Consider the following 25,154-nt stretch of genomic DNA (forward strand, 5'->3'; position numbering starts at 1 on the left):
GCGCCGATGGTCTGATCTGACACATATCCTGGGGCAAATCGGGCTTTACCTGATGCTTCAGGAGGATGAGCGGATCATGCGTATCGGCGTGCTCACCGGCGGCGGCGACTGCCCAGGTCTCAACGCGGTCATCCGGGCGGTGGTCCGCAAGGGCGTCGCCACTTACGGTCACGAGTTCGTGGGCTTCCGGGACGGCTGGAAGGGCCCGCTGGAGGGTCTGTCCCGTCCCCTGACCATCGCGGACGTCCGCGGCATCCTGCCCCGCGGCGGCACCATCCTCGGCTCGTCCCGGACCAACCCGTTCAAGATCGAGAACGGCGTCGAGCGGATCAAGGACAACCTGGCCAGCCAGGGCGTCGACGCGCTCATCGCGATCGGCGGCGAGGACACCCTGGGCGTGGCCACCAAGCTCTACGAGCTGGGCGTGCACGTGATCGGCGTGCCGAAGACCATCGACAACGACCTCGGCGCCACCGACTACACCTTCGGCTTCGACACCGCTGTCAACATCGCGATGGAGGCCATCGACCGGCTGCACACCACGGCGGAGAGCCACCACCGCACCCTCGTCGTCGAGGTGATGGGCCGGCACGCCGGCTGGATCGCCCTGCACGCCGGCCTGGCCGGCGGCGCCAACGTGATCCTGCTGCCCGAGCGGCAGTTCGACGTCGACCAGGTTGCCGGCTACGTCGAGAAGCGCTTCCAGCACCAGTACGCCCCCATCGTGGTGGTCGCCGAGGGCGCCCAGCCGCTGGACGGCCAGATGGTGCTCGCCAACCAGGAGCTGGACTCCTTCGGCCACGTCCGCCTCGGCGGCATCGGTCAGTGGCTGGCCGAGCAGCTGGAGGCCAAGACCGGCAAGGAAGCTCGCACCGTGGTGCTGGGGCACATCCAGCGCGGTGGCACCCCGACCGCCTTCGACCGGGTCCTCGCCACCCGCCTGGGCCTCCAGGCCATCGACGCGGTCCACGAGGGCGACTGGGGCAAGATGGTCGCGATGCAGAGCACCGACATCGTCCGGGTGCCGCTCGCCGACGCCACCCGCGAGCTGAAGACCGTGCCGCTGGAGCGGTACGCCGAGGCCGAGGTCTTCTTCGGTAGCTGATCAACACCTACGGCGGCGCGGCGGGCCATCGGTCCGCCGCGCCGCGACCCGACGCGAGGGGGTACGGCCACCATGTCAGCCGGAGTGCACACGGTCGCGGTGATCGGCGCGGGCAAGATCGGCGAGCTGATGCTCTCCGGCCTGCTGCGCTCCGGATGGCCTGTGGACCGCCTGCTCGCCACCGCCCGACGGCCGGCCCGCGCCGAGGAGCTGACCGCCCGCTACGGCGTACGTGTGGTCGACAACCTGACCGCCGTGGACGAGGCCGCCGTGCTCGCGATCTCGGTCAAACCGCAGGACGCCGGCGCCCTGCTGGACGAGATCGGCCCCAAGGTGCCCGCCGACAAGCTTGTCATCTCGCTCTGTGCCGGGCTGCCCAGCGCCTTCTTCAGCCGCCGGCTGCCCGAGGGCACCCCGGTCATCCGGGTCATGACCAACACGCCGGCGCTCGTCGACGAGGCGATGACTGCCATCTCGGCAGGCGTGCACGCCACCGGGGAGCACCTGGCGCTCGCCGAGGAGATGTTCAAGCCCCTCGGCAAGACGATCCGGGTGCCCGAATCACAGCAGGACGCGGTCACCGCGCTCTCCGGCTCCGGCCCCGCCTACTTCTACCTGCTGGTCGAGGCCATGATCGACGCGGGAATCCTGCTCGGCCTGCCCCGCCAGGTAGCGCACGAGCTGATCGTGCAGAGCGCCGTCGGCGCGGCCGTGATGCTGCGCGACTCCGGCGAACACCCGGTCAAGCTGCGCGAAGCCGTCACCTCACCGGCCGGCACCACCATCTCGGCGATCCGCGAGCTGGAGAAGCACGGCGTACGGGCCGCGTTGCTCGCCGCGCTGGAAGCCGCCCGGGACCGCGCCCGCGAACTGGCCGCCCAAGCCGACTGACGGCCTCGCCCGCGCGAGTGGGCAGGCCTGCTCCGCGCGGGACCCTGCCGAGCCTGTGGGTGGCGCATACTGGCCCGGTGTTCACACTCGCCCAGGCCCGGCACCTGGTGGCCACCCTCCGGCCGCGTGTCGACGAGTTGATCCGGCTCCGCGCCGACCTGGCCGAGCTGCGCGTCGACCTGGCCGACCACGGCGTCAGCGCGCTCGGCGGGCTTGCCGAGGTGAAGGGGCTTGAGGCGCGGCTGCACGGCGTCGTCGAAGAGCTGCACCAGCACGACATCCAGGTCAAGGGCATCGCCCCTGTGCTTCTCGACTTCCCCGGCGAACGGGCCGGCCGTGCCGTGCTCTGGTGCTGGCTGGAGGGCGACTCCGACGTGCGCTGGTACCACCGGGCCGAGTGCGGCTTCGCCGGTCGCCGCCCGGTCTGACGCTGCGCCGCCCGCCGCCCGCCGCTGGGTGCGCTGGCAGTGATCGACTCGGTTTCTAGGAAATCGGGGTGTCCACGCCACTGCGATGCCCCGATTTCCAGGAACCCGAGTCGATCAGGGCCGGCGGGCGGCGCTGGAGTTCGGCAGAGCCGGATCGGCGGCCACGCTGATCGCGAACACGACGACATTGTCCCGGTAGTGCCCGCGCCGCCGGTCGAAGTCGCCGCCGCAGGTGACCAGGCGTAGCTCCGCACCGGGCGTCGGGCCGTAGACCACGGTGGTGGGAAACTCGTCCTTGCGGGCGCGCAGCGACCCGGTCACCCGGAACGACAGCTGCTGCCCGCCACGCCACACGTGCACCAGGTCGCCGGGTCGCAGCTCGTCGAGCCGGGCGAAGACCGCCGGGCCTCGCCGCGAGTCCAGATGCCCGGCGAGCACCGCCGGACCGGTGTCGCCGGGCGCGGGACCGCCGCCGTACCAGCCAGCCGTGTCGAACTCGGTCGGCGGAACCAGCGCGCCCGCGCTGTCCAGGCCGAGCACCGTGAGCGGCGAGTCGAGGTCGATGCGTGGCACGCGTACCCGCGTGGGTGGACCCTGGGTCGCGGGCGCGGCGGCCATCGACGGGCACCCGTCGGCGCAGCCGGGGTGCCAACGTGCGGCCGGCGGCTGGCCGGCGTCGGCCCGCCCGGCGCCGGTGACGAGCCCGACTCCGGCGCCGATGGCCAGGCAGACCGCCGCGCCGGCCGCGACAAGCGCGGCCACCGGCGCCCGCCGGTCGCGGTGCCGTCGGATCGCGAGACCGGGCCCGGCGCTCACCAGGTCGTTCGCCGCCGGCGCCACAGCAGCAGGCTCGCCGCGACGGCCGCCGCGGCCAATCCGCCGGCCACCAGGAGGTACGCGCCGAAGCCTGCCCCGGCGGCGCCGCCCGCGCCGGTGTCCACGCCACCGGCGGGTACGACGGTGCCGCCCTCGGCGTCGCGGCGCAGCTCGGCGGTGAGCCCGCCCTGCTTGTCGTCGAGCACCAGCAGCGAGTAGACGGCGCCGCCGGTGAGCCGGACCTCGGCGTCGGTGCTCGGCCCGCCGGCTCCGGTCAGTCGCAGCCGCCAGGTGCCCGGCTGGACCTGCTGGTATGCGGTGGTGGTGGCGAACTGCACGCCGTTGGCGATCATCGGGCCGTCGGCGGCGGCCACGTCGAGGACCGGGGTCCGCACCGACGCCTGCACGACACGGACCTTGGCGTGACCCTGGTCGGGCGCGCTGAGATCGTCGTGGAGCACCCGCAGGCCCAGGTCGGCGTGTCGACCGACGCCGGCCACCGTGTACGCGCTGCCGCTGGTCACGGCCACCTCGGTGGTAAGCACCGGGGGTTCGTCGGCGGGGCTGCCGGCCTCGCGCATCGCCACCGCGTACCGGCCGGGAGGAAGCCCCAGGTAGTCGGAGACCACGCCGTAGCCGACGCCGGGGAAGACCTTTGGCTTCGCGGCGTCGGGGGTGGCCAGGTAGACGTCGACGGCCGGGGTGTCGGGGGAGAGGTGGGCGAGCCGGACGTACCCGACGGTGTCCGCGCCGGTCGCGGCGCTGGCCAGCATCGGCGTGCCGGCGGCGAGGCCGGTGCCGAGCAGGAGCGCGCCGGCGCCGGCAAACAGCCGGCGGGGCACGGTACGGAGCCTCTGCATGTCACCCTCCGGTGGGCGTTCGGTAAGCGGGCGGTGGCGCAGAGACAGAGTCCCGTGTACGGGACTCTGCCGCAAGTTGTGGCGGAGATGTCGCCGAAATTTGTCGTCGCCATCGCCTATTCTCGATCGATGCGAGATCGTCGGATCGCGCTGGCGTGGGCGGCGTTCGTCGTCGTCGCGCTGGTGTCCTGTGTGCTCGTGCTGCGGCGCGAGGATCGCCTCTCCGACCTGCACATCTACTACGGCGCGCTGTCCGATCTGCACGCCGGCCGACCGCTGTACGGGTTCGTGGCGGCCAACGGCGGACCGTTCACCTACCCGCCGTTCGCCGCCCTGGTGCTGGGGCCGATCACCGCCGTCGACGAGGGCGTGGTGCAGGGGCTCTGGCTGGTGGCGACCTGCGCGGCTGTCGTCGCCATCGCCGGGGCGGTCGGCGTCGCGCTGAGCACCCGACAGGCCCGGCGACCGCTCGTCGTGGCGGTGGCGGCCACGGTGCTGATGCTCTCCGCGCCTGTGCAGAGCAATCTGCGCTTCGGCCAGGTCAGCATCTTCATAGTGCTCATGGCGTTGCTCGACGGGATGGGCGTCGTGCCGCCCCGGCTGCGCGGGATGCTGGTCGGGGTCGCCGCCGCGATCAAACTGACCCCGCTGCTGTTCGTCGTCTACTTCCTCGCCACGGGCCGCTACCGTGACGCCGGCCGCGCGGTGGCCACCTTCGTGGCCTGCGCCGGGATCGCCGCGATAGTGCTGCCGGGCGAGAGCTGGACGTACTGGACCGAGGCGGTGCGGCAGACCTCGCGGATCGGCAACCTGGCCTCGCTTGGCAACCAGTCCCTGCACGGGATGCTGCTGCGCGTCGGCGTGGACGAGGCGACGTTGCCCCTGCTCTGGGCCGGCCTGGTGGCGGTGATCTGCGCGGCGGCCCTGCTGCGGGCCCGCCAGCTGACGCGGGAGGACCGACCCGGGCACGCGGCGGTGCTGGTCGGCTGCGCCACAGTGGCCGCGTCCCCGGTGTCCTGGACGCACCACCAGGTCTGGCCGGTGCTCGCCGCGATGCTGCTGATCGGCGCCTCCGGCGTCACCCGACGGGTCGCCGGCGCTGCGCTGCTCGGCACGATGGTCGTGTCGTTGGGCGCGGTCCTCAGTCCCGTGTCGATGCGGCCGGGCCTTCAGTTCCTCTTCGAGAACGCCCGTGCTGTCGGGGTGTGCCTGCTGTGCCTTGTCGGCTTCGGTGGCGTCGCGGTCGCCGCCACACGAGCCAACCGGCGGGCCGCCGGGCGGGGCTGGCTACGGGTGGGTGTCACGGCCATTGTGGCGCTCGCGTTCTTCGCCGTGCAACCGCTGCCCGCCGGAGCGGATCCGACCTTCAAGGCGTACGCCCTCGACGACGTGGCCAATCCGCGCTACTTCTTCGTCTGCCGGGGCCCGGCTGAGTGCGCCGCCTACGGCACCGACGCGCCGGTCACCTTCGACACCCGCGCCGAGAAGACAAAGGTACGCGTCAACGGTGTGGTGTCCCCGCAGGTGACCCGCCTGGAGTACTACTCCGCCCCGGGCGGGACGCCCCGGACCATCCCGCTGCTCGACGCGTACCCGGGAACCCGCACGTTCTCGTTCCGTTCCGCGAACATGGCCCAGGGGCGGCTCGTCGCGTACGCCTCGGACGGTCGGCCGATCGCCAGCTACGACGACGAACTCGCCGCCGCCCTCCGTACGACCTCCCGGTAGGCGGTCGCGGGGAGGACGGCGGCGGTGCTCAGCGGGTGGCGGCGGCCAGGGCGGCGCGAAGCTTCTCGGCGTCGCCCGGCGCCGGGTTCTCCCAGTCCGTTGGCGTGTTGGCGTATAGCGTGCCGTACGCCGGGGTGTCCGGCTGATAGCGCCAGCCCTCGGCGAGCGGGCCGACGTCGACGGCGTCGTACCCGATCCGGTCCAGGAATGCGGTGACCTCGGCCTTCGCGGCGTCGTCGTCACCGGCGATCGCGAGGGCGCTGCGGTCCGGAGCACCGGAGGGCCGGGGCAGGTCGGCCAGGGCCTTGAAGTAGATGTTGTTGAAGACCTTGACCACCCGGGAGTCCGGCAGGTGCCGCTGGAGCAACTCGCTGCTTGTGGTCTCGCCGGAGTCCAGCTCCGGGATGGTCCCGTCGCGCTGCGGGTAGTAGTTGTTGGTGTCGATGACGACCTTGCCGGCCAGTGGCTCCACGGGCACCGCCCGGTACGCCTTCAGCGGCACGCTTACCACCACCAGGTCACCGACCTGTGCGGCGTCGTGTGCCGTGCCGGCACTGGCGTGCTCGCCCAGTTCCTCGACCAACTCGGTGAGCGTCTCGGGCCCCCGCGAGTTGCTGACCACCACGTCGTAGCCGGCGGCCACCGCCAGCCGCGCCACGGTGCCGCCGATGTTGCCACTGCCGATCAGTCCCACAGTTGTCATGTCGGTTTCCAACTCCGTCCACCCGCGACACATTCCGCCACCGGCGCGGCGGGCCGTTCGGCTGCCGGAGCGACGACCGGCCCCACCGGCTCTCGGCAATGCGCTGCCTCACCGACCCTCGCGCCAGCACTGACGCATGGCGACGCAGCGACCCGGTCCACCACAAAGTACTGCTCGCCTCGGCTGGAGACCGGCTCTCCGGAAACGTGCCACCCGTCGGTGACGAGCGGTCGCGCCCTCCACCCCGTCGATCATGGAGTTGTGGTGGGGGATAAGTCCGGCAAGGCACCCCGTACCAGGCACCACAAGTCCATGATCGACGCGGGTTGGGGCGGTCGGTCAGGCTGCGGTGGGGAGGGTCTTTTCGAGGGCGTTTGTCAGCTCTTCGGCGTCGGGGGCGACTGTGGGGGCGAAGCGGGCCGCGACCGTGCCGTCGGGTGCTACCAGGAACTTCTCGAAGTTCCAGCGGACGTCCCCGGTGTGGCCGTCGGCGTCGGGGGTGTCGACAAGCGCGGCGTAGAGCGGGTGCCGGTTCGGGCCATTGACGTCAATCTTCTCGGTCAGCGGGAAGGTGACCCCGTAGTTGACCTGGCAGAAGTCGCTGATCTCGGCGGCGGTGCCCGGCTCCTGGCCGGCGAACTGGTTGCACGGCACGCCGAGCACCACGAGGCCACGCTCGGCGTAGGAGTCGGCGAGGGCCTGGAGTCCGGCGTACTGCGGTGTGAGGCCGCAGCGGGAGGCGACGTTGACGACCAGCAGCGCCTTGCCCCGGTACTGGGCGAGGTCGGCGGGGCCGCCGTTGAGGGCTTCGATGGGGATGTCGAACACGGTCATGGCCAGAGGTTACGCGCCGGTAGGCGTTCGGGTCGGAGTGGCCGGCGGGGCAGTCACGCACCACGGGAAATCGACGCATGCGCATCTTGACGAAGTGATGACGGTGTGAGTACCGTCTCACCAATCTATTTTGGAAAGTTTCCTAACAGTTCGGGAGACGCCTCATGAAAAGATCGCTCCGCCGAGCCCTCTGGGCCGGTGCCGTGGTCGCCGTGACCGTCGCAGCGGTGCCGATGACCACCGCGTTCGGCGCCGGCACTGTCACCGCCACGTTCGCCAAGGCGCAGGACTGGGGGACCGGTCACGAGACGAAGGTGACCGTCACCAACGGCTCCAGCGCCACCGTCAGCACCTGGCGCATCGAGTTCGACCTGCCGTCGGGCACCACCATCAGCAGCGCCTGGGACGCCGACGTGACAAGCAGCGGCAACCACTACGTGGCGGTCAAGAAGAGCTGGGCCGGCGGCCTCGCCCCGGGCGCCTCCTTCAGTTGGGGCTACAACGGCACCGGCGCGTACAAGGCGCCGCTGAACTGCACAATCAACGGCGCACCGTGCGGTGGCGGCACCCCGACCACCCCGCCGACCACGGCAGCGCCCACCACGGCCCCGCCGACCACGGCCCCGCCCACTACGGCCCCGCCCACCACGCCACCGCCGAACACGGGTGGCAAGAAGGTCGTCGGCTACTTCGCCGAGTGGGGCGTCTACGCCCGCAACTACCACGTCAAGAACATCCAGACCAGCGGCTCGGCCGCCAAGCTGACCCACATCCTGTACGCCTTCGGCAACACCACCGGCGGCCGCTGCTCGATCGGTGACAGCTACGCCGACTACGAGAAGGCGTACACGGCGGCGGACAGTGTCGACGGTGTCGCCGACACCTGGGACCAGCCGCTGCGCGGCAGCTTCAACCAGTTGCGCAAGCTCAAGCAGCTGAACCCGCACCTCAAGGTGATCTGGTCGTTCGGCGGCTGGACCTGGTCCGGCGGCTTCACCCAGGCCGCGCAGAACCCGGCAGCGTTCGCCGAGAGCTGCTACAACCTGGTCGAGGACCCGCGCTGGGCGGACGTCTTCGACGGCATCGACGTCGACTGGGAGTACCCGAACGCCTGCGGCCTGACCTGTGACAGCAGCGGCCCGAACGCCTTCAAGAACGTGATCAGCGCGCTACGGTCGAAGTTCGGCTCCAACGCCCTGGTCACCGCCGCCATCACCGCGGACGGCAGCAACGGCGGCAAGATCGACGCCACCGACTACGCCGGGGCCATCGGCAACCTCAACTGGCTGATGCCGATGACGTACGACTACTTCGGCGCGTTCAACGCCCAGGGCCCGACCGCCCCGCACTCGCCGCTGACCTCGTACACCGGCATCCCGCAGCAGGGCTTCAACTCCGACGCGGCGATCCAGAAGCTCAAGAGCAAGGGGATCCCGGCCAACAAGCTGCTGCTCGGCGTCGGCTTCTACGGCCGGGGCTGGACGGGCGTCACGCAGGCTGCTCCGGGCGGCAGCGCCACGGGCGCGGCGCCGGGCACCTACGAGGCCGGCATCGAGGACTACAAGGTCCTCAAGAACACCTGCCCGGCCACCGGCACGATCGCCGGCACCGCCTACGCCAAGTGCGGCAGCAACTGGTGGAGCTACGACACCCCGTCGACAATCAACGGCAAGATGACGTACGCGAAGAACCAGGGCCTCGGTGGCGCGTTCTTCTGGGAACTCTCCGGTGACACGAGCAACGGCGAGCTCATCGGCGCCATCAAGGGCGGTCTCGGCTGAGCCGAGCGCCGACGCAACACCCACACGGCGGGGAGGGACCCGCACCGTCCCTTCCCGCCCGTGACGAAGCGGCCCGGTCGACGCCAAGCGTCGGCCGGGCCGCCGGCCTTGGGCGGTTCCGCTGCGATATGGCAGACTCGCGGCTCGGCACATCTCGATCCCGTCGACGGAGGTGGCATGCGCCCGACCCACCGCAGGATGGCGGCGACCGCCGCCGGGCTCGTGCTGCTCCCGGCCGCGCTGGTCGGCTGCGGGATCGGCGGCGGCGACAAGGACGAGTCGGCAGCCAAGCCCGAGCGGGCGCCGGCCGAGGAAGCCGCCACCCGGTCCCGCGAGCGCGTGCAGGCGTACCTCGACGCGATGATCGCCAAGGACGTCGCCGCCGGCCGGAGCCAGCTCTGCGCGCTGCTGCACGAGAGCTTCGACCTTGCCGCGACCGGCCCCAACGGTGACTTCGCCGACCACTTCACGGTGCCCGAGGCGTCCATCGCCGACGTCCGGTCCTCGCCGCGTGGGCAGGAGGTGAGCGTCTCGGTCTCCGTCACCGCGGGCAAGAAGAAGATCACCCGTCCGTTGGTGTTCACCGTCACCCGTGACGGTGGCGACTGGTGCATCGCCGCAGAGGCTCCCGGTGGCGTGCCGGCCGGAAGCGCGTCGCCGACCGCCGTGCCGTCTCCGGTGTCCTGAGTCGCGCCCTTTTCCGGCGGGATCGATCTCCCAACGTGCGGAACCGTCCCCCTCGCCGCCCGGGTGCGCCGACGGCCGCCGTAGGCTTTCTGTCATGCGCCATGAGTGGCATCAGTTGAGCCATCCCGGGTTCGGTAGCCCGGGTCTGCAGACCAGTCGCCCGACCGCCGACTCCGCCGAGGACGCCGCGCTCGGCCTGGACCGTTGGCGGGAGCTGCCCCGCGAGCAGGTTCCGCCGTGGTCCGACCCCGCGGCCGTCGCCGAGGTCTGCAAGGTCCTCGACACCGTGCCGTCGGTCGTCGCGCCCTACGAGGTCGACCAGCTCCGGCAGAAGCTCGCCCTCGTCTGCGAGGGCAAGGCGTTCCTGCTCCAGGGTGGCGACTGCGCCGAGACGTTCGTCGACAACACCGAGAGCCACCTGCTTGCCAACGCCCGCACCCTGCTCCAGATGGCGATCGTGCTCACCTACGGCGCGTCGCTTCCGGTGGTCAAGGTCGCCCGGGTCGCCGGCCAGTACACAAAGCCTCGCTCGCTGCCGACCGACGCCCGTGGCCTGCCCGCCTACCGCGGCGACATGATCAACTCGCTGGAGGCAGACCCGGCCGCCCGCGTCGCCGACCCGCAGCGCATGATCCGGGCGTACGCCAACTCGGCGGCGGCAATGAACATGCTCCGGGCGTACCTCGCCGGTGGGCTCGCCGACCTGCACGCCGTGCACGACTGGAACAAGGGCTTCGTGAAGAACTCCCCGGCGGGGGAGCGCTACGAGGCGATCGCCCGGGAGATCGACCGCGCGCTTGCCTTCATCCGGGCCTGCGGGATGACCGACGACGAGGCGCTGCGGACCGTCACCCTCTACTGCTCCCACGAGGCCCTCGCCCTGGAGTACGACCGGGCGCTCACCCGGGTCTCCGACAAGCGGGCGTACGGGCTCTCCGGGCACTTCCTGTGGATCGGCGAGCGCACCCGGCAGATCACCGGCGCGCACATCGACTTCATCTCCCGGATCGCGAACCCGATCGGCGTCAAGCTCGGCCCGACCACCACCCCGGACGAGGCCATCGAGCTGTGCGAGAAGCTCAACCCGGACAACATCCCCGGCCGGCTCACCCTGATCAGCCGGATGGGCAACCACCGGGTACGCGACGCCCTGCCGCCGATCGTCTCCAAGGTCACCGCCTCCGGCGCCAAGGTGGTCTGGCAGTGCGACCCGATGCACGGCAACACCCACGAGTCGTCGAACGGCTACAAGACCCGGCACTTCGACCGCATCGTCGACGAGGTGCTCGGCTACTTCGAGGTGCACCGAGGGCTTGACACCCACCCCGGTGGCCTGCACGTCGAGCTGACCGGCGAGGACGTCACCGAGTGCCTGGGCGGCGCCCAGGGCATCGAGGACCTCGACCTCCCCGACCGGTACGAGACCGCGTGCGACCCGCGACTCAACACCCAGCAGTCGCTGGAGCTGGCGTTCCTCGTGGCGGAGATGCTCCGTGGCTGACGCGAGGAGTGAGCCGGGTTTGCGAGCCCCGCAGTCGGCGGCCGAGGGGAATGACCGTGGCTGACGCGAGGAGTGAGCCGGGTTTGCGAGCCCCGCAGTCGGCGGCCGAGGGGAATGACCGTGGCTGACCTTGTCGACCTGCGCTCCGACACGTTGACCCGGCCGACCGCCGGCATGCGGGAGGCGATGGCCACCGCCGAGGTCGGTGACGACGTCTACGGCGAGGACCCGACACTCAACGCGCTGGAGGCCGAGGTCGCCGCGCTGTTCGGGCACGAGGCGGCGCTGTTCGCCCCGAGCGGGTCGATGGCCAACCAGATCGCCCTGCAACTGCTGGTGCCACCCGGTGAAGAGCTGCTCTGCGACGCCGACGCGCACGTCGTCACGTACGAGATCGGGGCCGCTGCCGCGTACGGTGGCATCTCCTCGCGGACCTGGCCGGCGGTCGGCGCGGACATCGACCCGGAGACGGTCGCCGGGATGGTCCGCGCGGACGGCTACTTCGCGGTCCCCACCCGTGCGATCGCCGTGGAGCAGACCCACAACCGGGGCGGCGGCGGTGTGATCCCGTTGGCGACGCTGCGTGAACTGCGCGGTGTCGCCGACGCGGCAGGGGTGGCGTTGCACTGCGACGGCGCCCGGATCTGGCACGCGCACGTCGCCGACGGGGTGCCCCTGATCGAGTACGGCCGGCTCTTCGACACGATGTCGGTCTGCCTGTCGAAGGGCCTCGGCGCGCCTGTCGGTTCGCTCGTGGTGGGCAGCGCCGAGAAGATCGAACGCGCCCGGATGATCCGCAAGCGGATGGGCGGCGGCATGCGTCAGGCTGGCATCCTCGCGGCCGCCGGCCGGTACGCGCTCGCGCACCACGTCGACCGGCTGTCGGAGGACCACGCCCGAGCGGCCCGGCTCGCCGAGGCGGTCGCGCCTTTTGGTGTGCTCGCCACCGCGGTCCGCACCAACCTCGTCCTCCTGGATCTCACCAAGCACGCGTTGGACGCCCGCGCTCTGGCCGCCGCGGCCCGGGAGCAGGGCGTACTCATCTCGGTGCTCGGCCCGCGCACCGCTCGCCTGGTCACCTACCTGGGCATCGACGACGACGCGGTGACCCAGGCCAGCACGGCGCTGACCCGCGTCCTGTCCGCCTGACCTCACCTGCCGGCCCTACCTGTTGATCATGAGGTTGGCGGCGTCGCGTTGCCAACCGCATGGGAGTTTCAGGGGCGCAGGCGGGTCAGCGTTGTGATGTCGGCGGTGTGGCCCAGTTGCTGCTCGCTGGGGGTCTCCACGACGATCGGGACGCCGACGACGGCCGGGTGGGTCATCAGCTCCGCGAAGGCCGGCTCACCGATGGTGCCCTTGCCGATGTTCTCGTGCCGGTCACGTGTGGAGCCGCACAGATCCTTCGAGTCGTTGGCGTGCACGAGCCGCAGCCGATCCGCACCCACAGTGGCCACAAGCGTGTCGAGTGTCGCCGTCATGCCGCCTTCGGCAGCCAGGTCGTGCCCGGCCGCCCAGGCATGGCAGGTGTCGAAGCAGACCCCGAGCATGGGGTGCCGGTCCACCGCGTCGAGGTAGGGGCCGAGCTGTTCCACGCGCGAGGCGAGCGACCGGCCGCCGCCCGCGCTCGGCTCCACGAGCAGCATCGGTCCGCCAGCCTCGGCGGCCCAGTCGAGCAGGGGCAGCAGCTCCGCACGGACCTGCCGCATCGCCGTCTCGGCGTACCCCTCGTCGACCGAACTGCCGGCGTGGAACACCACAGCCCGAGCGCCGATCGCCACGCCCCGGCGCAGCGCGTGCGCCAACGTCTGCGCCGACTTCTCGACGGTGCCCGGCGTGGGGGAACCCAGGTTCACAAGCAGCGAGGCGTGGATGAACGCCGGGATGCCCCGCTCGGCGCAACCGTCGCGGAACCGCGCGTCCTGCGCCGGGTCGCCCGGGGGCAACGCCCAGCCCCGCGAGTTGGAGACGTAGACCTGCACCACCTCGGCGCCTGTCGCGTCGACGTACGGCAGGGCGGCCTTCGCCAACCCGCCGGAGGTGGGGGTGTGTGCGCCGACCGGGGTCACCGGCATCTCAGAGGCATCCGATCGTGACCTGGGTGCCCGGCGGCACCTGCGAATTCTCACCCGGAGTCTGGAAGCGCACGGTGGCGTTCGGGTTGAACTGGATCGCCACCGGGAAGCCCTGGCCCTCCAGCACCTGCTTGGCCTGCTGGCAGGGCAGGTCGACCACGCGGGGCACGACGACAAGCGGTGGGCCCTTGCTGACCTCCAGCTTGACCTGGGTGCCCTTCTCCACGCCGGTGCCGTCGGCCGGGCTCTGGCCGAGGATCTCGTCCTTCGGCTTGTCGGAGTCCTTTGGTGTCTCCACCGCCACCAGGCCGAGCCGGGACAGGGTGGCCCGGGCCTCGGTGAGGCTCTTGCCCACCAGGTTCGGCACCGATATCGGCGCCCGGCCGCGGCTCAGAACGAGGGTGATCTTCGTGCCCGGCTTGACCTCGGCGCCGACCTTCGGGTTGCTGTCCAGGACGACGCCGGCGGGCAGGGTGTCGTCATAGCGGGAAGCGCCCTTGGCCACCACCAGCTTCGCGTTGAGCAGGTCCGCCTCGGCCAGCTCGTACTCCTTGCCGATCACGTCCGGCACCGGGAAGCGTTCCGGGCCGAGGGAGAGGGTCAGCGTGATCGTGCCACCCTTGACGATCTTGGCGGACGACGCGGGGTTCTGCTCCAGCACGCTGTCCTTGGGGGCCTGCTCGTCATAGCGCGGCTCCCCGTACGCCAGCTTGAGGCCGGCGCGGTCGGCCTGCGCCTGCGCGTCCGCACTGCTCAGGCTCACCAGTTGCGGGGCGGACGTGTACCGGCCGACACCGAACCACCAGCCGCCGAGCGCGGCCACCAGGCCCAGCGTCACCACGACGGCCGCGACGGCCAGCCGGCCCTGCGGGTGGCCCATCACCGTGCTGCGCAGCGCGGCGAGCCGGGCCCCCAGACCCTCCGACGGCTCCGGGGCGGCCCGCCGTCGGCCCGGCCCCTGGCCGCTGCCCTCCGGCAGCCGCGCCCACGTCGGACGCTCGGCCGGGCGGACAGTGGCGACCATCATCGTCGGCTGGGAGACCGACGTGTCGTCGGCCACCCGGTGCAGCACAGCGGTGCTGCTGTTGATGTCGCCCAACTGGTCCCGCGCGACCTGCACCTCGGCCAGCAGCGCGCCGGCATCGGCGGGCCGGGCGGCGGGATCGCGTCGGGTGGCCCGCTGGACCAGGCCGTCGAGGACCGTCGGCAGGCCGGGCACCAGCGTCGAGGGCGCCGGCACGTCCCGGTCGACGTGCTGCCAGGCGACCTCCACCGGGCGGTCCCCGTCGTAGGGCACCCGACCGGTCAGCATCTCGAACAGCACGATCCCGGCGGAGTAGACATCGGTACGCGGGTCGGCCCGACCCTCGGTGACCAACTCCGGGGCGACGTAGGCAACGGTTGCCATCAACTGGGTGCCCTGCTCGTCGTCGGCGCTCGCCTCGACGGCGCGGGCCAACCCGAAGTCGGCCACCTTGACGACGCTGTCCACCAGGTTGGCGACGCCGCCGGTGGGCGCCTCGGCGACCAGCACGTTCTCCGGCTTGACGTCGCGGTGGACCAGACCGGCCCGGTGTGCGGCGCCGATCGCGGCGAGCATCTGCTCGGCGATGGCCAGCGCCTCGTCGGGGTTGAGCCGGCGCCGCTCGGCCAGCACGTCGCGCAGCGTGCGACCGCGGACGTACTCCATGACCAGGTACGGCAGGCCGGCGTGGGTGCCCTGGTCGTAGACCGCCACCACGTTGGGGTGGGTCAACCGGGCGATCGTCTTGGCCTCGTCGGTGAACCGGGCCACGAAGTTGGCGATCCGGGTACGGGCCTCGGGCGCCTGCGTCGGATGAATGATCTTGACAGCGACGGTGCGCTCGAGACGCTCGTCGGTTGCGGTGTACACGGTCGCCATGCCGCCACGGGCCACGCGACCGCGAATGCGGTAGCGCCCGTCGATCAGCGAGCCCAGCAACGTGTCGGCGACCTGTGTGTCCATCGGCAGGGAGTCTATGTGTCCAGAGGGCGAAGGTAGAACAGGATGCTACAGCCTGGGGGTACCGCCGGCCCGTCCCGCCGAGGTCGGGCACCTCGTCTCAGCCACTGATCCGCTGCTCATCCATGCTTCCCGGGCTGGTCGGAGCGGGCCGTACGGGGTGCCGCTGGCTGCCCGGGTCGGCGGCGTGGCAGGGTGATCGGGTGACCGAACCCGTACCCGCTGAGGCCGTGCCCGGCCCCGAGCTTGCCGGCCCCACCGACCCGGCCGGCTGGCTCACCCTGCCCGACGTCGCCGAGCGCCTCGACGTTTCGATAAGCAAGGTGCACCAGATGATCCGCGACCGCGAGTTGCTGGCGGTCCGCCGCGACGGCGTCCGCCGGGTGCCGGCGGACCTGGTGGCAAACGAGATCGTGCTCAAACACCTGCCCGGTGTGCTCAACCTGCTCTCCGACAACGGCTACGACGACGAGGCGGCGCTGCGCTGGCTCTACGAGCCCGACGACACCCTGCGCGGCGGCACCCCGGCCGCAGCCCTCTCCGGCGACCACGCCCGCGAGGTAAAGCGCCGAGCCCAAGCCCAAGCCTTCTAACCCCGCCCGCTGCCCCCGCCCCGCCCGCCGCCCTCGCCCCCGCCCTCCGGAGTTGATCATGAGGTTGGCGTGCCCGTGCCGGCGTGTAGCCGCCGCTAACCTCATGATCAACCAGGGGGGGTGAAGGGGAGGGGAGCGGGGAGCGGGCGGGGCGGGTTAGTCGGTTCGGCGGGTTGCTGCTATTGCCAGGTCCACCAGGGTCTGGCGGGCCTCGGTGTCCAGGTCCACGGCGGCGAGAGCCGCCAGCGCCGTGTCGGTGAGCGTGGTGATCCGCTGCTCGGTGCGGGCCAGCGCACCGCTCGCGGTGATCAGCTCGCGGAGCCGGGTCACGCCCTGCTCGTCGAGGTTCGGGTCGCCGAGCCGGCTCAGCAGCAGCTCCCGGCCCGCGTCGTCGGTGGCCTCCACTGCCGCCGCCACCAAGTACGTGCGCTTGCCCTCACGCAGGTCGTCGCCGGCCGGCTTGCCGGTGTGCGCCGGGTCGCCGAAGACCCCCAGTACATCGTCGCGCAACTGGAACGCCTCACCCAACGGCAGCCCGTACGCCGAGTAGGTGGCCCGTACGTCCTCCGGCGCGTCGGCGAGCGCGGCGCCGAGCAGCAACGGCCGTTCGACCGTGTACTTCGCCGACTTGTACCGGGCCACCTTGCTGGCCCGTTCCACCGACGTGTCGCCGGTGACCTGGGTCAGCACGTCGAGGTACTGCCCGACGGTGACCTCCGTGCGCATCTCGTCGAAGACCGGCCGGGCCCGTGCCGCCGCCCGCAGGTCCAGGCCGGCGGAGTGCAGCAACTCGTCGGACCACACGAGGCAGAGGTCACCGAGCAGGATCGCGGCGGAGTCACCGAAGCCGTCCGGGTCGCCGCCCCAGCCGGCGGCCCGGTGCCGGGTGGCGAACCGCCGGTGCACAGCGGGCTCACCGCGCCGGGTGTCGGAGCGGTCCATCAGGTCGTCGTGGATCAGCGCGCTGGCCTGCACGAACTCCAGCGCGGCCAGGGCGGTGACGACCGGCTCGGCGTCCACGCCGCCGGCACCTCGGAACCCCCAGTACGCGAAGGCCGGCCGCAGGCGCTTGCCGCCGCCGAGCACGAACGCCTCGATGGCCTCCGCCACCGGGACGAGGGCGTCGTCCACCCGGGCCAGCCGGGCCCGCTGGTCGGCCAGGAAGTCGGTGAGGGCCTTGTCGACCCGCTGCCGCAGGCCGGCACGGTCGACGGGGGACACGGGAGCAGCGTGGGTCACGCCACGACGCTAGCGGGTCACCGCGGCCGACGTTGTACCGCCACACGTGCTCCCGCCGGCGCGCGGGCGGGGACGGCCCGGCCGGTCGGCCGCGTACCCGCCGCACCCGCCCGGCCTGGCCCGACGGCGCGGTGCGGACCAACGCGTCGGGTGCTCGCGGCGGCCTCGGCGAGCACCACGAGCGGCACGTCCAGCACGACGGCGAGCCAACCGAGCCAGAACCCTCCCGGTACGCGTCGTTGCCGCTCCCACCGGGACACCTCGTGTCTGCTCAAGGTCGGCACGCCGGCGGCGGCACACAACTCGGCGGCGGTGCGCTGCTGGCTCCAACCCCGGGCCCGCCGGCACCGGGCCAGCAGCGGTCCGAGCTGTGTGGGGCGCGGTGATGTGAGCGAGGTCATGGGGCCTCCCGGCGGGGCGTCGGTGCGGCGGCGGCACCCCGCCCGCCCACGGGCGGGACCGGTGCCACCTCTCGGCTGTGCGACCCCCGCGCCGGATGCCGGGCCGCCCCCGCCGCCCCTCCCGCGCCCCCTCTTCCTACCCCGGGGGTACGACGGCTTCCCTCCACCGGGCCGGCACGCGCCCGCCGAACTGTGGGAGGCGGTGGGAAGGACCTGGGTGCCGATGGCGTCGCCCGCTAGAGTCGGGGTCGTGGCGCTCGGTCTTCCCTCGGTACTCCCCAATCCGCAGCCGGCGATCGGGGAGCTCATCCGTGAGCGTCAGCCGACCTTCTCGTTCGAGTTCTTCCCGCCCAAGACCGAGGCGGGTGAGCGGCTGCTCTGGCAGGCGATCCGCGAGTTGGAGTCGCTGCGCCCGTCGTTCGTGTCGATCACCTACGGCGCGGGCGGGTCGACCCGGGACACCACAGTCGCGGTGACCGAGCGGATCGCCACCGAGACCACCCTGCTGCCGATGGCCCACCTGACCGCCGTCAACCACTCCGTCGCCGAGCTGCGGCACGTGATCGGCCGGCTCGCCGGGGTGGGGGTGCGCAACGTGCTGGCGGTACGCGGTGACCCGCCGGGTAACCCGGGCGGCGAGTGGGTCCGGCACCCCGAGGGCGTCGACTACGCCGAGGACCTGGTGCGTCTGGTCCGCGACGCCGGTGACTTCAGCGTCGGCGTGGCGGCTTTCCCGTACAAGCATCCCCGTTCGGTCGACGTGGCAAGCGACACCGCGCACTTCGTCCGCAAGTGCCGGGCCGGCGCCGAGTTCGCGATCACGCAGATGTTCTTCGACGCCGACGAATACCTGCGGCTGCGCGACCGGGTGGCCGCGGCCGGCTGCGACACCCCGATCCTGGCCGGTGTGATGCCGGTGACCCAGATCGGCACCATCGAACGGTCCGTGCAACTGTCCGGTGCGCCGTTCCCGCCGGCGCTGGCGGCGCGCTTCGAGCGGGTCGCCGACGACCCGGAGGCGGTCCGCCGGCTCGGCATCGAGCAGGCCAGTGAGATGTGCCGCCGGCTGCTTGACGAGGGTGTGCCGGGAATCCACTTCATCACCCTCAACAGGTCCACAGCGACCCGCGAGGTGTGGCAGAACCTCAAGGTCGGCGCGCGGGTGTGAACACGGCGCGTGCGACACCTGATGCCCGACACGACGGTTGATCAGTGGTGGGCACACAGCTGAACTGGGACGACTACGCCACGGCGTGGGCGCGGCTGCACGGCGGGTTCGACCCCCGGGCAGCCGCGCCGGTGGTGCGCGCCTGGCTGCGGTTCTCCTACCACGTCGGATATGTGCTGGGCCGGCTGCGGGTCGGCCCCACGGCGGTCACAGTGGCCGGGGTGCTGCTCTGCTTCTGCGTACCGTTGCTGGCGACCCGGCCGGGGGACGGGCCGTTCCTCGCCGCGCTGTTCGTGCTGTTCGCCGCGGTGGCCGACAGCGTCGACGGGGCGGTGGCGGTCGCCACCGGCCGCACCACCCGGCTCGGCTACGTCTACGACTCGCTCGCTGACCGGCTCGGTGAGGTGGCCTGGCTGCTGGCGTTCTGGCTGGTGGGCGCGCCGGGCGCGCTCGTCGTCGCGGGCGGCGCGTTGTCGTGGCTGCACGAGTACGTCCGTGCCCGCGCGGTCTCCGCCGGCATGCGCGAGATCGGCGCCGTGACGGTCGGCGAGCGACCCACCCGCGTCTCGGTAGCGCTGGCAGGGTTGGTTGTCGCCGGGTTGTCCGGGCTGATCGAGCCGGATCTGGCAGCCGGCACCATCACCATGGCGACCGCCGTGTGGGTGCTGCTGGCCGCCTTCGGGCTGGGGCAGTTGCTCTCCACGGTCCGCCGCGCGCTGCTCGACGCCGGCTGACCGCCGCACCGGCCAGCGCCGAGAGGGCTACCAGGCGGGGCCGATCTCGTCGGCGACGATCTGCGCCGAGAGGGTCACCATCGGCAGGCCACCGCCCGGGTGGCTGGAGCCGCCCACCAGCCACAGGCCGTGCGCCGGGCCCCTGTTGGCCGGGCGGAGCAGCCCACCGGCGGTGCCGTAGATCACGCCGCCCGGCGCTCCGGTTGCCGCGTCCAGGTCGGCCGGGGTGCGCACCTCGCGGAACAGCAACCGGTCGCGCACGTCCACGCCGCGCTGCGCCAGCACGTCCAGGATCCGGTCGGCGTACGCGTCGGCAAGCCCCGGGCGCCGCCAGTCGACAGCGCCAGCGGCGGTGCCCTGCCGCGCGGAGTTGACCAGCACGAACCATGCCTCGTGCCCGGCCGGGCGGACCGTCGGGTCGTCGGCGACGGTGACGAACACCGTCGGGTCGGCCGCCGGCCGGGCCCGTACGCCCCGCCCCGGGTTGCCGAACACCGCGTCGAACTCGGCGTCGTAGTCGCGCGGGAAGAAGACGTTGTGGTGGGCCAGCCCGGTGCTGCCGGAGACGCCGAGCAGCAGCACGAAACCGGCCAGGCTGCGGTCGCTCAGCCCGGCCAGCCGGCGCGCGTGCGGCAGCAGGTCGCGGTAGACGGTGAGCGCGTCCACATTCGCCACCACCACGTCGGCGGGCACCGGCGCGGCGACGCCGGCGAGGCGTACCCCGTGCACCCGGCCGCCAGCCGCGTCGATCCGCGTCACGGTGGCGCCGGTCTGCACGACCACGCCGAGGTCCAGGCAGCGGGTCAGCAGCGCGTCGGCGAGGGTTCCCAGCCCTCCGCGCAGGTACCAGCCGCCGAACGCCAGCTCGGCGTAGGGGACCGCGACGAGCGCTGCTGGCGCCCGGCGTGGGTCGGCGCCGGTGTACGTGGCGTACCGGTCCAGCAGCATCCGCAGCCGCGGGTCGGACAGGTGCCGGCGGCCCAGCCCACGCAGCGTGCGGCCCGGGGCGATGGCGGCCAGGTCGCCGACGCGCCAGGCCAGCGACGCCAGGTCGCGGGGGGAGTCGACGGCGCGGCGCAGGATGTCCCGCGAGGAGGCGTTCCACACCCGGGCGGCCCGCCGCCACAGCCGTTGCCAGTCGGCCGCCGCCCGGTCACCGAAGGCGGCCCCGATCCGGCCGGCGAACTCCACAGGGTCGGCGCAGGAGTCCAACGTCGGACCGCCGCCTTCGAAGACGTGCCGGACGATCGGGTCCAGCGGCGTCAGGTCCAGGTACTCGTCGAGCTTCGCCCCGGTGGCCTCGAACAGGTCCTCGAAGACCTCGGGCAGTGTGAGCAGGCTCGGCCCGGTGTCGAAGTGGAACGACCCGGCCGGGGTGTCGTGCACGTACCTGCCGAGCTTGCCGCCGACGGTGTCGGCGGCCTCGAAGACGGTCACCTGGTGCCCGGTTGCGGCCAGCCGGGCGGCGGTGGCCAGGCCACCCACCCCGGCGCCGACGACCACGATCCGCGCCATGCCGCGTCCTCCTAGCTGACCGGGCGGCCCCGCCAGGTCAGGCGGTGTCGCTTTCGCAGATGGTACGACCGCAGGGTCAGCCAACCGAGGACCACGACCGACACGGGGTGTGCGAGCGCGTCGGGCCACCACCGGCCACCCGTCGACCGGGCGGTGAGCACCCGCCCGGCCACCCCGAGCAGATAGCCGGCCAGGCCCACGGCGGCGACCGTCGGCGCGCCGGCCACCACGCCGGCCACCGCGACGAGCGGCGGAGCGGTGTAGAGCAGCAGCAGCATCGCCACGACGGCGGCCGCCGCGCCTGGATGCCCGAACGACGCCCACAGCGACTTCGAGTACCCGTCGCGCAGTTGCGGCCAGTCGTCGTACATCCGGCAGGTGGCCAGCCGGGAGCCGTCGGCCAGGGCGATCCGTCCACCGGACCGCTTGACCGCCCGGGCCAGCTCGACGTCCTCCAGGATCTTGTCGGCGACCGCCGCGTGTCCGCCGGCGGTGGTGTAGCCGGCCCGGTCCAGCACCAGGAACTGCCCGCCAGCGGCGGCCAGCGAGGGCCGCCGCGAGCGTTCCATCGCGCGCAGCGGCAGGAACGTCAGCCAGAGCCACTGGAGCAGGGGCTGCACCAGCCGGTCGGCCGCCGTCGCCACAACGATCCGGGGGTACGGCGACAGCAGCGTCGCGCGGGCGGCGCGCAGTTCGGTGACGGCGGCGGCCACGGCGTGCGGGGCGAGCACCACGTCGGCGTCGACGAAGACCAGCACTGTGGCCTCCGGGTCGGCCCGGGTGGCCAACTGCCAACAGGCGTGCGGTTTACCCAGCCAGCCCGGCGGCGGGGCGACGCCGCTGAGCAGTGTGACCCTCGGGTCGTCGCCGGCCACCGCCCGGACCACGTCGGCGGTGCCGTCGGTGGACCCGTCGTCGAGGACCACGATGCGCAGCCCGGGCACGCCACGCTGGGCGAGCAGGGCGCGCAGGCACGGAGTGACCCGGGTGGCCTCGTCGCGCAGCGGCAGCAGCACCGCCACCGGCTCACCGACCTCGTCCGGCCGGTCGGTGGGCCGGCGCAGCCAGCGGGCGGCGTTGAGCCAGGTATGCCCGGTCAGTACGGCGACCACGAGCAGCAGGGCGAGCAGGACGGTCATCGGGTCGCGTCGACGCCGGGGCGGGCCGGCTGGTGGTCGTCGCCGTACGCGTCGCCAGCCCGGCGGGCGCGCAGCAGGGTCACCGCCAGCGGTACGGCGGTCACCGCCATGCCGGCCGCGCCCCAGAGCGCCGAGGCGGGCAGGTCGAGGAAGACCGCGTGGGCCAGGATGCTGGAGAAGTACGTCCACAGGTAGAGCGCGAACATCGGGTGGTCCCGCTTGTCGGTGCGCTCGGCGGCCGGCCCGGCCAGCGGGCGCAACGCGCTCATCATCAGCACCGCGAAGAGCAGCCAGCCCAGGTAGTTGCTGACCGGGATACCGGCCAGGCCGGGCAGCGCCGGGGTGGCGTTGCGCCACACCCAGTAGCCCTCGGCGACCATCTGCGGGTCGAGGAAGAGATCCCAGGCGGCCAGCCCCACAGTGGCCAGCGCGATCCGCCCCACCCACCGACCGACCGTCGCGCCACCGGTCGCCGGGGCGCTGCCGGTGGCAGTCGAGACGCTGGCCGTCGGGGTGTTGCCACCGGTCGTCGGGGCGGTGGCCGTCGGGGTGTTGCCGCCGGTCAGGCGGACCGCGGCCAGCCAGGCCGGCCAGGCCATCCAGGTCCAGGCCAGGGGGATGATCAGCGGCACCCCGGCCAGCTTGGGGCCGAGCTCGCCGGAGTAGTCGTAGCTGCCGAACGGCACACCGGTGGCCACCCCGATCGCCTCGATCGCGAACCCGCCGCCGGCGGCCACCGCGACCAGCGCCGCCGCGACTCGGGGCCCGCGACTGAGCAGCGCGTGGCCGACCGAGAGCAGCCAGCCGAGCACGACGGTGGCCACTGTCAGCCCGGCCCGGGTGTCGCCGGCGGTGAGCGGATAGCAGATCTGGGCGAGCACCAGGACGCCGAGCAGCGTCCAGGAGATCCGCCTGGTCATGACGTCGGGGGCTCGAGCGGCAGGTCCCGACCGAGGACGCCGAACGGCCGCTCGTCACCGGGAAAGTGGAAGTCACGCAGCACGTCGACGAAGCCGAACCGCCGGTACAGCCGCCAGGCCCGCGAGGTCTGCTCCTCGGCCTCCGGGGTGGACAGCAGCGTGGTGTCGCCCTCGGCCATCGTGAGCAGCGCCCGCAGTTGGCCGGCACCCAGCCCGTGGCCCTGCGCCGGTGGCCGGACGTGCAACTCGACCACCTCGAAGCAGTGGGTGAGCCAGCGCTTGCGAGCCGAAATGTCCAACGCCCGGTGCACCTGGTCGTGCCACCACTGGCCGGGGCCGCCCAGATAGCCGTAGCCGAAGCCTGCGAGGTGCCCCTCGCTGGTCAGGCTGGCCACCGCCCGGAAGCCGGGCCGGCGGACGTGGGTGGCCATGTAGCCGCGCCGGGCCTCCAGCAGGTCGGTGCGGTATCCCATCGCCTCGCCGTAGACGGCGACCACGTCGTCCAGCCGCCGGACGAGATCGTCCGGCGTCCAGCGCACCAACCTCATGCCCGTCCACCCTTCACCGTTGCAGGGTCGTCGTCGGCGACCCACCCGAGCACCGTCCGGTCGCCGACCACGTCGCGTACCTCGAATCGGGCGAAGAGCTCCTCGGCGTACCAGCCCGCGGTGGGGGTTCGCATGATCGCCGCCCGATGCTCCGGGTGACGGTACGCGAACGCCACCAGGTCCGTCGGGTCGCGCCACACACTGACAGTGCCCTGCCACCCCAGCGGCGCCTCACCGACACCGAAGCGGGCCAGCAGCCCTGGTGCGTCGCGCAGGGCGGCGGCCACCGGCGGGACGGCCCGCCAGAAGGTGGCCGCCCGGCGGGCGCGCAACCGGGCGCGGGTCAGCGCCAGCACCGGCCCGGTGACCCGGCCGCCCGGCGGATCGCCGAACGGCTGCTGGCCGGACCACTCGCCCCGACTGCTCACCGGGCGCAGGTCGACCCGGACCTGGGCGAGGGCGATCCGCGCCCAGGCACGCCCCACCGGCGAGCCGTCGAAGCCGGCCGCCTCGGCGGGGGAGTCCCACACTGTCAACGCCGCCCACCGGGTCAGGTCGGCGTCACCCGGCCCGAAGCTGGTGCCGGTCCCGGTGCCCAGCAGCTTGCCGAACCGGACGCCAGGCAGTGCCCGCAGCCGGCGCGGATCCACGGCCATCCTGGTCAGCGCCCGGGGCAACGCGCCGCGGGAGATCCGCCACACATGCAGGGTGACCAGCTCCGGTACGACGTTCGCGTGCCCGCTGGTTCGTTCGCTCACGCCACCTCGGCCGGCGTACCGGCGGTGACCCGCAGCAGCTCGGCGTAGGTGGTCGGGAAGACCGCCTGCGGCACGCCGCCCGCGGCCCAGATCTCCGGGTACGCCGCCAGCGCCGTGTCCACGAGCGTGCGCAGTGCCTGCGGGTGCCCGAGCGGGGCGACCCCGCCGATCGGCTGCCCGGTGTGCTGCCGGACGAACTCCGGGGTGGCCCGGCGCAACCGGGTGACTCCGATCGACGTGGCCAGGCCGTTGGTGTCCACCCGGTGCGCGCCGGAGGTGAGGACGAGCAGTGGCGCGCCGTCCGCGTCGAAGATCAGCGAGTTGGCGATCTGGCCGACCTCGACGCTGAGCGCCTCGGCGGCCGCGGCGGCGGTGTGCACCGCGTCGGGCAGCAGGCGGACTGTGCTGGGTCGGCCGGCGCCGTCGAGCGCACCGGTGCCGTCGAGCGCGTCCTGCACCGCCCGTACGTTCGGGTGTGGCTGCATGTCGCCATTCTTCATGGTCCGCCTGAGAACGGCTCAGCCGGCCACGCCGAACCCCTGCGTCGCCATGCGTCGTGTCGCCCTGCCGGCGGTGTCGGTGCGGCTCACCACGCCCGATGGGTTCAGTCGGCGCGTCACACGTTGCGTTTTCGTCGGAGGGGAGGTGTACTGTCAACAGCAGTTAGAACGAGTGTTCGATTGCCTCGTACGCTCGTTCCAACCAGCCGGAGCGCGGTGTTTCGCGGCGCCAGCTCCGGGCGGTGC

Annotated in this window: 25 protein-coding genes; 11 read left to right on the plus strand and 14 right to left on the minus strand. The window is 72.6% G+C overall.

Annotated elements, in window-relative coordinates:
* Positions 1-76 precede the first annotated feature (76 nt).
* From ACPXB1_RS16825 to ACPXB1_RS16835, 3 genes are all read left to right on the plus strand, one after another.
* Entirely contained in the window at positions 77-1,105 is a 1,029-nt protein-coding gene (locus tag ACPXB1_RS16825) for a 6-phosphofructokinase (protein ID WP_355628086.1), read from the plus strand.
* Positions 1,106-1,177: 72 nt separating this feature from the next.
* Entirely contained in the window at positions 1,178-1,996 is an 819-nt protein-coding gene (gene proC / locus ACPXB1_RS16830; RefSeq protein WP_355593097.1) for a pyrroline-5-carboxylate reductase, read from the plus strand.
* A 77-nt stretch (positions 1,997-2,073) separates the two neighbouring features.
* Entirely contained in the window at positions 2,074-2,424 is a 351-nt protein-coding gene (locus ACPXB1_RS16835) for a DUF2203 domain-containing protein (RefSeq protein ID WP_053658024.1), read from the plus strand.
* Positions 2,425-2,538: 114 nt separating this feature from the next.
* Here the strand turns inward: ACPXB1_RS16835 and ACPXB1_RS16840 are convergent, their stop codons facing one another.
* A complete protein-coding gene (locus tag ACPXB1_RS16840) occupies positions 2,539-3,264 on the minus strand; it encodes a class F sortase (RefSeq protein WP_425735499.1) in 726 nt (241 codons plus the stop codon).
* Positions 3,237-4,100: a DUF4397 domain-containing protein gene (locus ACPXB1_RS16845; RefSeq protein ID WP_355593093.1), complete on the minus strand. Its 864-nt coding sequence runs from the start codon at positions 4,098-4,100 to the stop codon at positions 3,237-3,239. The genes ACPXB1_RS16840 and ACPXB1_RS16845 overlap by 28 nt, the downstream gene beginning before the upstream one ends.
* 129 nt (positions 4,101-4,229) lie before the next feature.
* On the opposite strand from ACPXB1_RS16845, the gene ACPXB1_RS16850 reads away from it, so the two are divergent.
* Positions 4,230-5,828, plus strand: coding sequence for a glycosyltransferase 87 family protein (locus ACPXB1_RS16850; RefSeq protein WP_355593091.1), 1,599 nt, complete (start codon positions 4,230-4,232; stop codon positions 5,826-5,828).
* 28 nt (positions 5,829-5,856) lie between these two features.
* Here ACPXB1_RS16850 and ACPXB1_RS16855 read toward each other — a convergent pair whose 3' ends face one another.
* Both ACPXB1_RS16855 and ACPXB1_RS16860 read right to left on the minus strand, forming a co-directional pair.
* Positions 5,857-6,531: an NADPH-dependent F420 reductase gene (locus ACPXB1_RS16855; protein ID WP_355593089.1), complete on the minus strand. Its 675-nt coding sequence runs from the start codon at positions 6,529-6,531 to the stop codon at positions 5,857-5,859.
* A gap of 339 nt (positions 6,532-6,870) precedes the next feature.
* Positions 6,871-7,365: a glutathione peroxidase gene (locus ACPXB1_RS16860; RefSeq protein WP_355630815.1), complete on the minus strand. Its 495-nt coding sequence runs from the start codon at positions 7,363-7,365 to the stop codon at positions 6,871-6,873.
* Between the two features lie 164 nt (positions 7,366-7,529).
* On the opposite strand from ACPXB1_RS16860, the gene ACPXB1_RS16865 reads away from it, so the two are divergent.
* The 4 genes from ACPXB1_RS16865 to ACPXB1_RS16880 all read left to right on the plus strand — a co-directional run bounded on the left by ACPXB1_RS16865 (position 7,530) and on the right by ACPXB1_RS16880 (position 12,483).
* Entirely contained in the window at positions 7,530-9,146 is a 1,617-nt protein-coding gene (locus ACPXB1_RS16865; RefSeq protein ID WP_355630818.1) for a glycosyl hydrolase family 18 protein, read from the plus strand.
* A gap of 177 nt (positions 9,147-9,323) precedes the next feature.
* Positions 9,324-9,833: a nuclear transport factor 2 family protein gene (locus ACPXB1_RS16870; protein ID WP_355630820.1), complete on the plus strand. Its 510-nt coding sequence runs from the start codon at positions 9,324-9,326 to the stop codon at positions 9,831-9,833.
* A gap of 94 nt (positions 9,834-9,927) precedes the next feature.
* A complete protein-coding gene (locus ACPXB1_RS16875; protein WP_355593081.1) occupies positions 9,928-11,334 on the plus strand; it encodes a class II 3-deoxy-7-phosphoheptulonate synthase in 1,407 nt (468 codons plus the stop codon).
* A 120-nt stretch (positions 11,335-11,454) separates the two neighbouring features.
* Complete coding sequence (locus tag ACPXB1_RS16880) at positions 11,455-12,483, plus strand: threonine aldolase family protein (protein WP_355593079.1); 1,029 nt, start codon at positions 11,455-11,457, stop codon at positions 12,481-12,483.
* 68 nt (positions 12,484-12,551) lie between these two features.
* Here the strand turns inward: ACPXB1_RS16880 and ACPXB1_RS16885 are convergent, their stop codons facing one another.
* Together ACPXB1_RS16885 and pknB are read right to left on the minus strand one after the other, a co-directional pair.
* On the minus strand, positions 12,552-13,409 hold the full coding sequence (locus ACPXB1_RS16885) for a deoxyribonuclease IV (protein ID WP_355593077.1): 858 nt from the start codon (positions 13,407-13,409) through the stop codon (positions 12,552-12,554).
* A gap of 1 nt (position 13,410) precedes the next feature.
* Positions 13,411-15,396, minus strand: coding sequence for a Stk1 family PASTA domain-containing Ser/Thr kinase (gene pknB, locus ACPXB1_RS16890; protein WP_355593075.1), 1,986 nt, complete (start codon positions 15,394-15,396; stop codon positions 13,411-13,413).
* A gap of 200 nt (positions 15,397-15,596) precedes the next feature.
* Between pknB and ACPXB1_RS16895 the strand changes: the two genes are divergently transcribed.
* Positions 15,597-15,986 carry an Rv2175c family DNA-binding protein gene (locus ACPXB1_RS16895; RefSeq protein WP_355593073.1) on the plus strand — a complete coding sequence of 130 codons (390 nt, stop codon included), beginning with the start codon at positions 15,597-15,599 and terminating at the stop codon, positions 15,984-15,986.
* 156 nt (positions 15,987-16,142) lie between these two features.
* On the opposite strand, the gene ACPXB1_RS16900 is transcribed toward ACPXB1_RS16895, so the two are convergent.
* Both ACPXB1_RS16900 and ACPXB1_RS16905 read right to left on the minus strand, forming a co-directional pair.
* A complete protein-coding gene (locus tag ACPXB1_RS16900; protein ID WP_355593071.1) occupies positions 16,143-17,225 on the minus strand; it encodes a polyprenyl synthetase family protein in 1,083 nt (360 codons plus the stop codon).
* A 17-nt stretch (positions 17,226-17,242) separates the two neighbouring features.
* Entirely contained in the window at positions 17,243-17,626 is a 384-nt protein-coding gene (locus ACPXB1_RS16905) for a helix-turn-helix domain-containing protein (RefSeq protein WP_355593069.1), read from the minus strand.
* 250 nt (positions 17,627-17,876) lie between these two features.
* Between ACPXB1_RS16905 and metF the strand changes: the two genes are divergently transcribed.
* Together metF and ACPXB1_RS16915 are read left to right on the plus strand one after the other, a co-directional pair.
* Complete coding sequence (gene metF / locus ACPXB1_RS16910; RefSeq protein WP_355593067.1) at positions 17,877-18,794, plus strand: methylenetetrahydrofolate reductase [NAD(P)H]; 918 nt, start codon at positions 17,877-17,879, stop codon at positions 18,792-18,794.
* A gap of 44 nt (positions 18,795-18,838) precedes the next feature.
* Positions 18,839-19,528 (plus strand): CDP-alcohol phosphatidyltransferase family protein, encoded by a 690-nt coding sequence (locus ACPXB1_RS16915; protein WP_425735500.1) that lies wholly within the window; start codon positions 18,839-18,841, stop codon positions 19,526-19,528.
* 27 nt (positions 19,529-19,555) lie between these two features.
* On the opposite strand, the gene ACPXB1_RS16920 is transcribed toward ACPXB1_RS16915, so the two are convergent.
* Genes ACPXB1_RS16920 through ACPXB1_RS16945 form a run of 6 tightly spaced genes read right to left on the minus strand, consistent with a single transcriptional unit; the run spans position 19,556 to position 24,893 of the window.
* The gene (locus tag ACPXB1_RS16920) at positions 19,556-21,043 is read right to left on the minus strand and encodes a phytoene desaturase family protein (RefSeq protein ID WP_425735501.1); all 1,488 of its coding nucleotides are present in this window, start codon (positions 21,041-21,043) and stop codon (positions 19,556-19,558) included.
* An 11-nt stretch (positions 21,044-21,054) separates the two neighbouring features.
* Positions 21,055-22,182, minus strand: coding sequence for a glycosyltransferase (locus ACPXB1_RS16925; protein ID WP_425735502.1), 1,128 nt, complete (start codon positions 22,180-22,182; stop codon positions 21,055-21,057).
* Entirely contained in the window at positions 22,179-23,102 is a 924-nt protein-coding gene (locus ACPXB1_RS16930) for a carotenoid biosynthesis protein (RefSeq protein ID WP_355593059.1), read from the minus strand. The genes ACPXB1_RS16925 and ACPXB1_RS16930 overlap by 4 nt, the downstream gene beginning before the upstream one ends.
* Positions 23,099-23,650 carry a GNAT family N-acetyltransferase gene (locus ACPXB1_RS16935; protein ID WP_425735503.1) on the minus strand — a complete coding sequence of 184 codons (552 nt, stop codon included), beginning with the start codon at positions 23,648-23,650 and terminating at the stop codon, positions 23,099-23,101. Before ACPXB1_RS16935 ends, ACPXB1_RS16930 begins: the two co-directional genes overlap by 4 nt.
* Positions 23,647-24,408: a monooxygenase gene (locus ACPXB1_RS16940; protein ID WP_425735504.1), complete on the minus strand. Its 762-nt coding sequence runs from the start codon at positions 24,406-24,408 to the stop codon at positions 23,647-23,649. The genes ACPXB1_RS16935 and ACPXB1_RS16940 overlap by 4 nt, the downstream gene beginning before the upstream one ends.
* Positions 24,405-24,893, minus strand: coding sequence for a YbaK/EbsC family protein (locus tag ACPXB1_RS16945; protein ID WP_425735505.1), 489 nt, complete (start codon positions 24,891-24,893; stop codon positions 24,405-24,407). The genes ACPXB1_RS16940 and ACPXB1_RS16945 overlap by 4 nt, the downstream gene beginning before the upstream one ends.
* Between the last annotated feature and the right edge of the window lie 261 nt (positions 24,894-25,154).

Source organism: Micromonospora sp. DT68, assembly GCF_049847245.1.
Lineage (GTDB): Bacteria > Actinomycetota > Actinomycetes > Mycobacteriales > Micromonosporaceae > Micromonospora > Micromonospora profundi.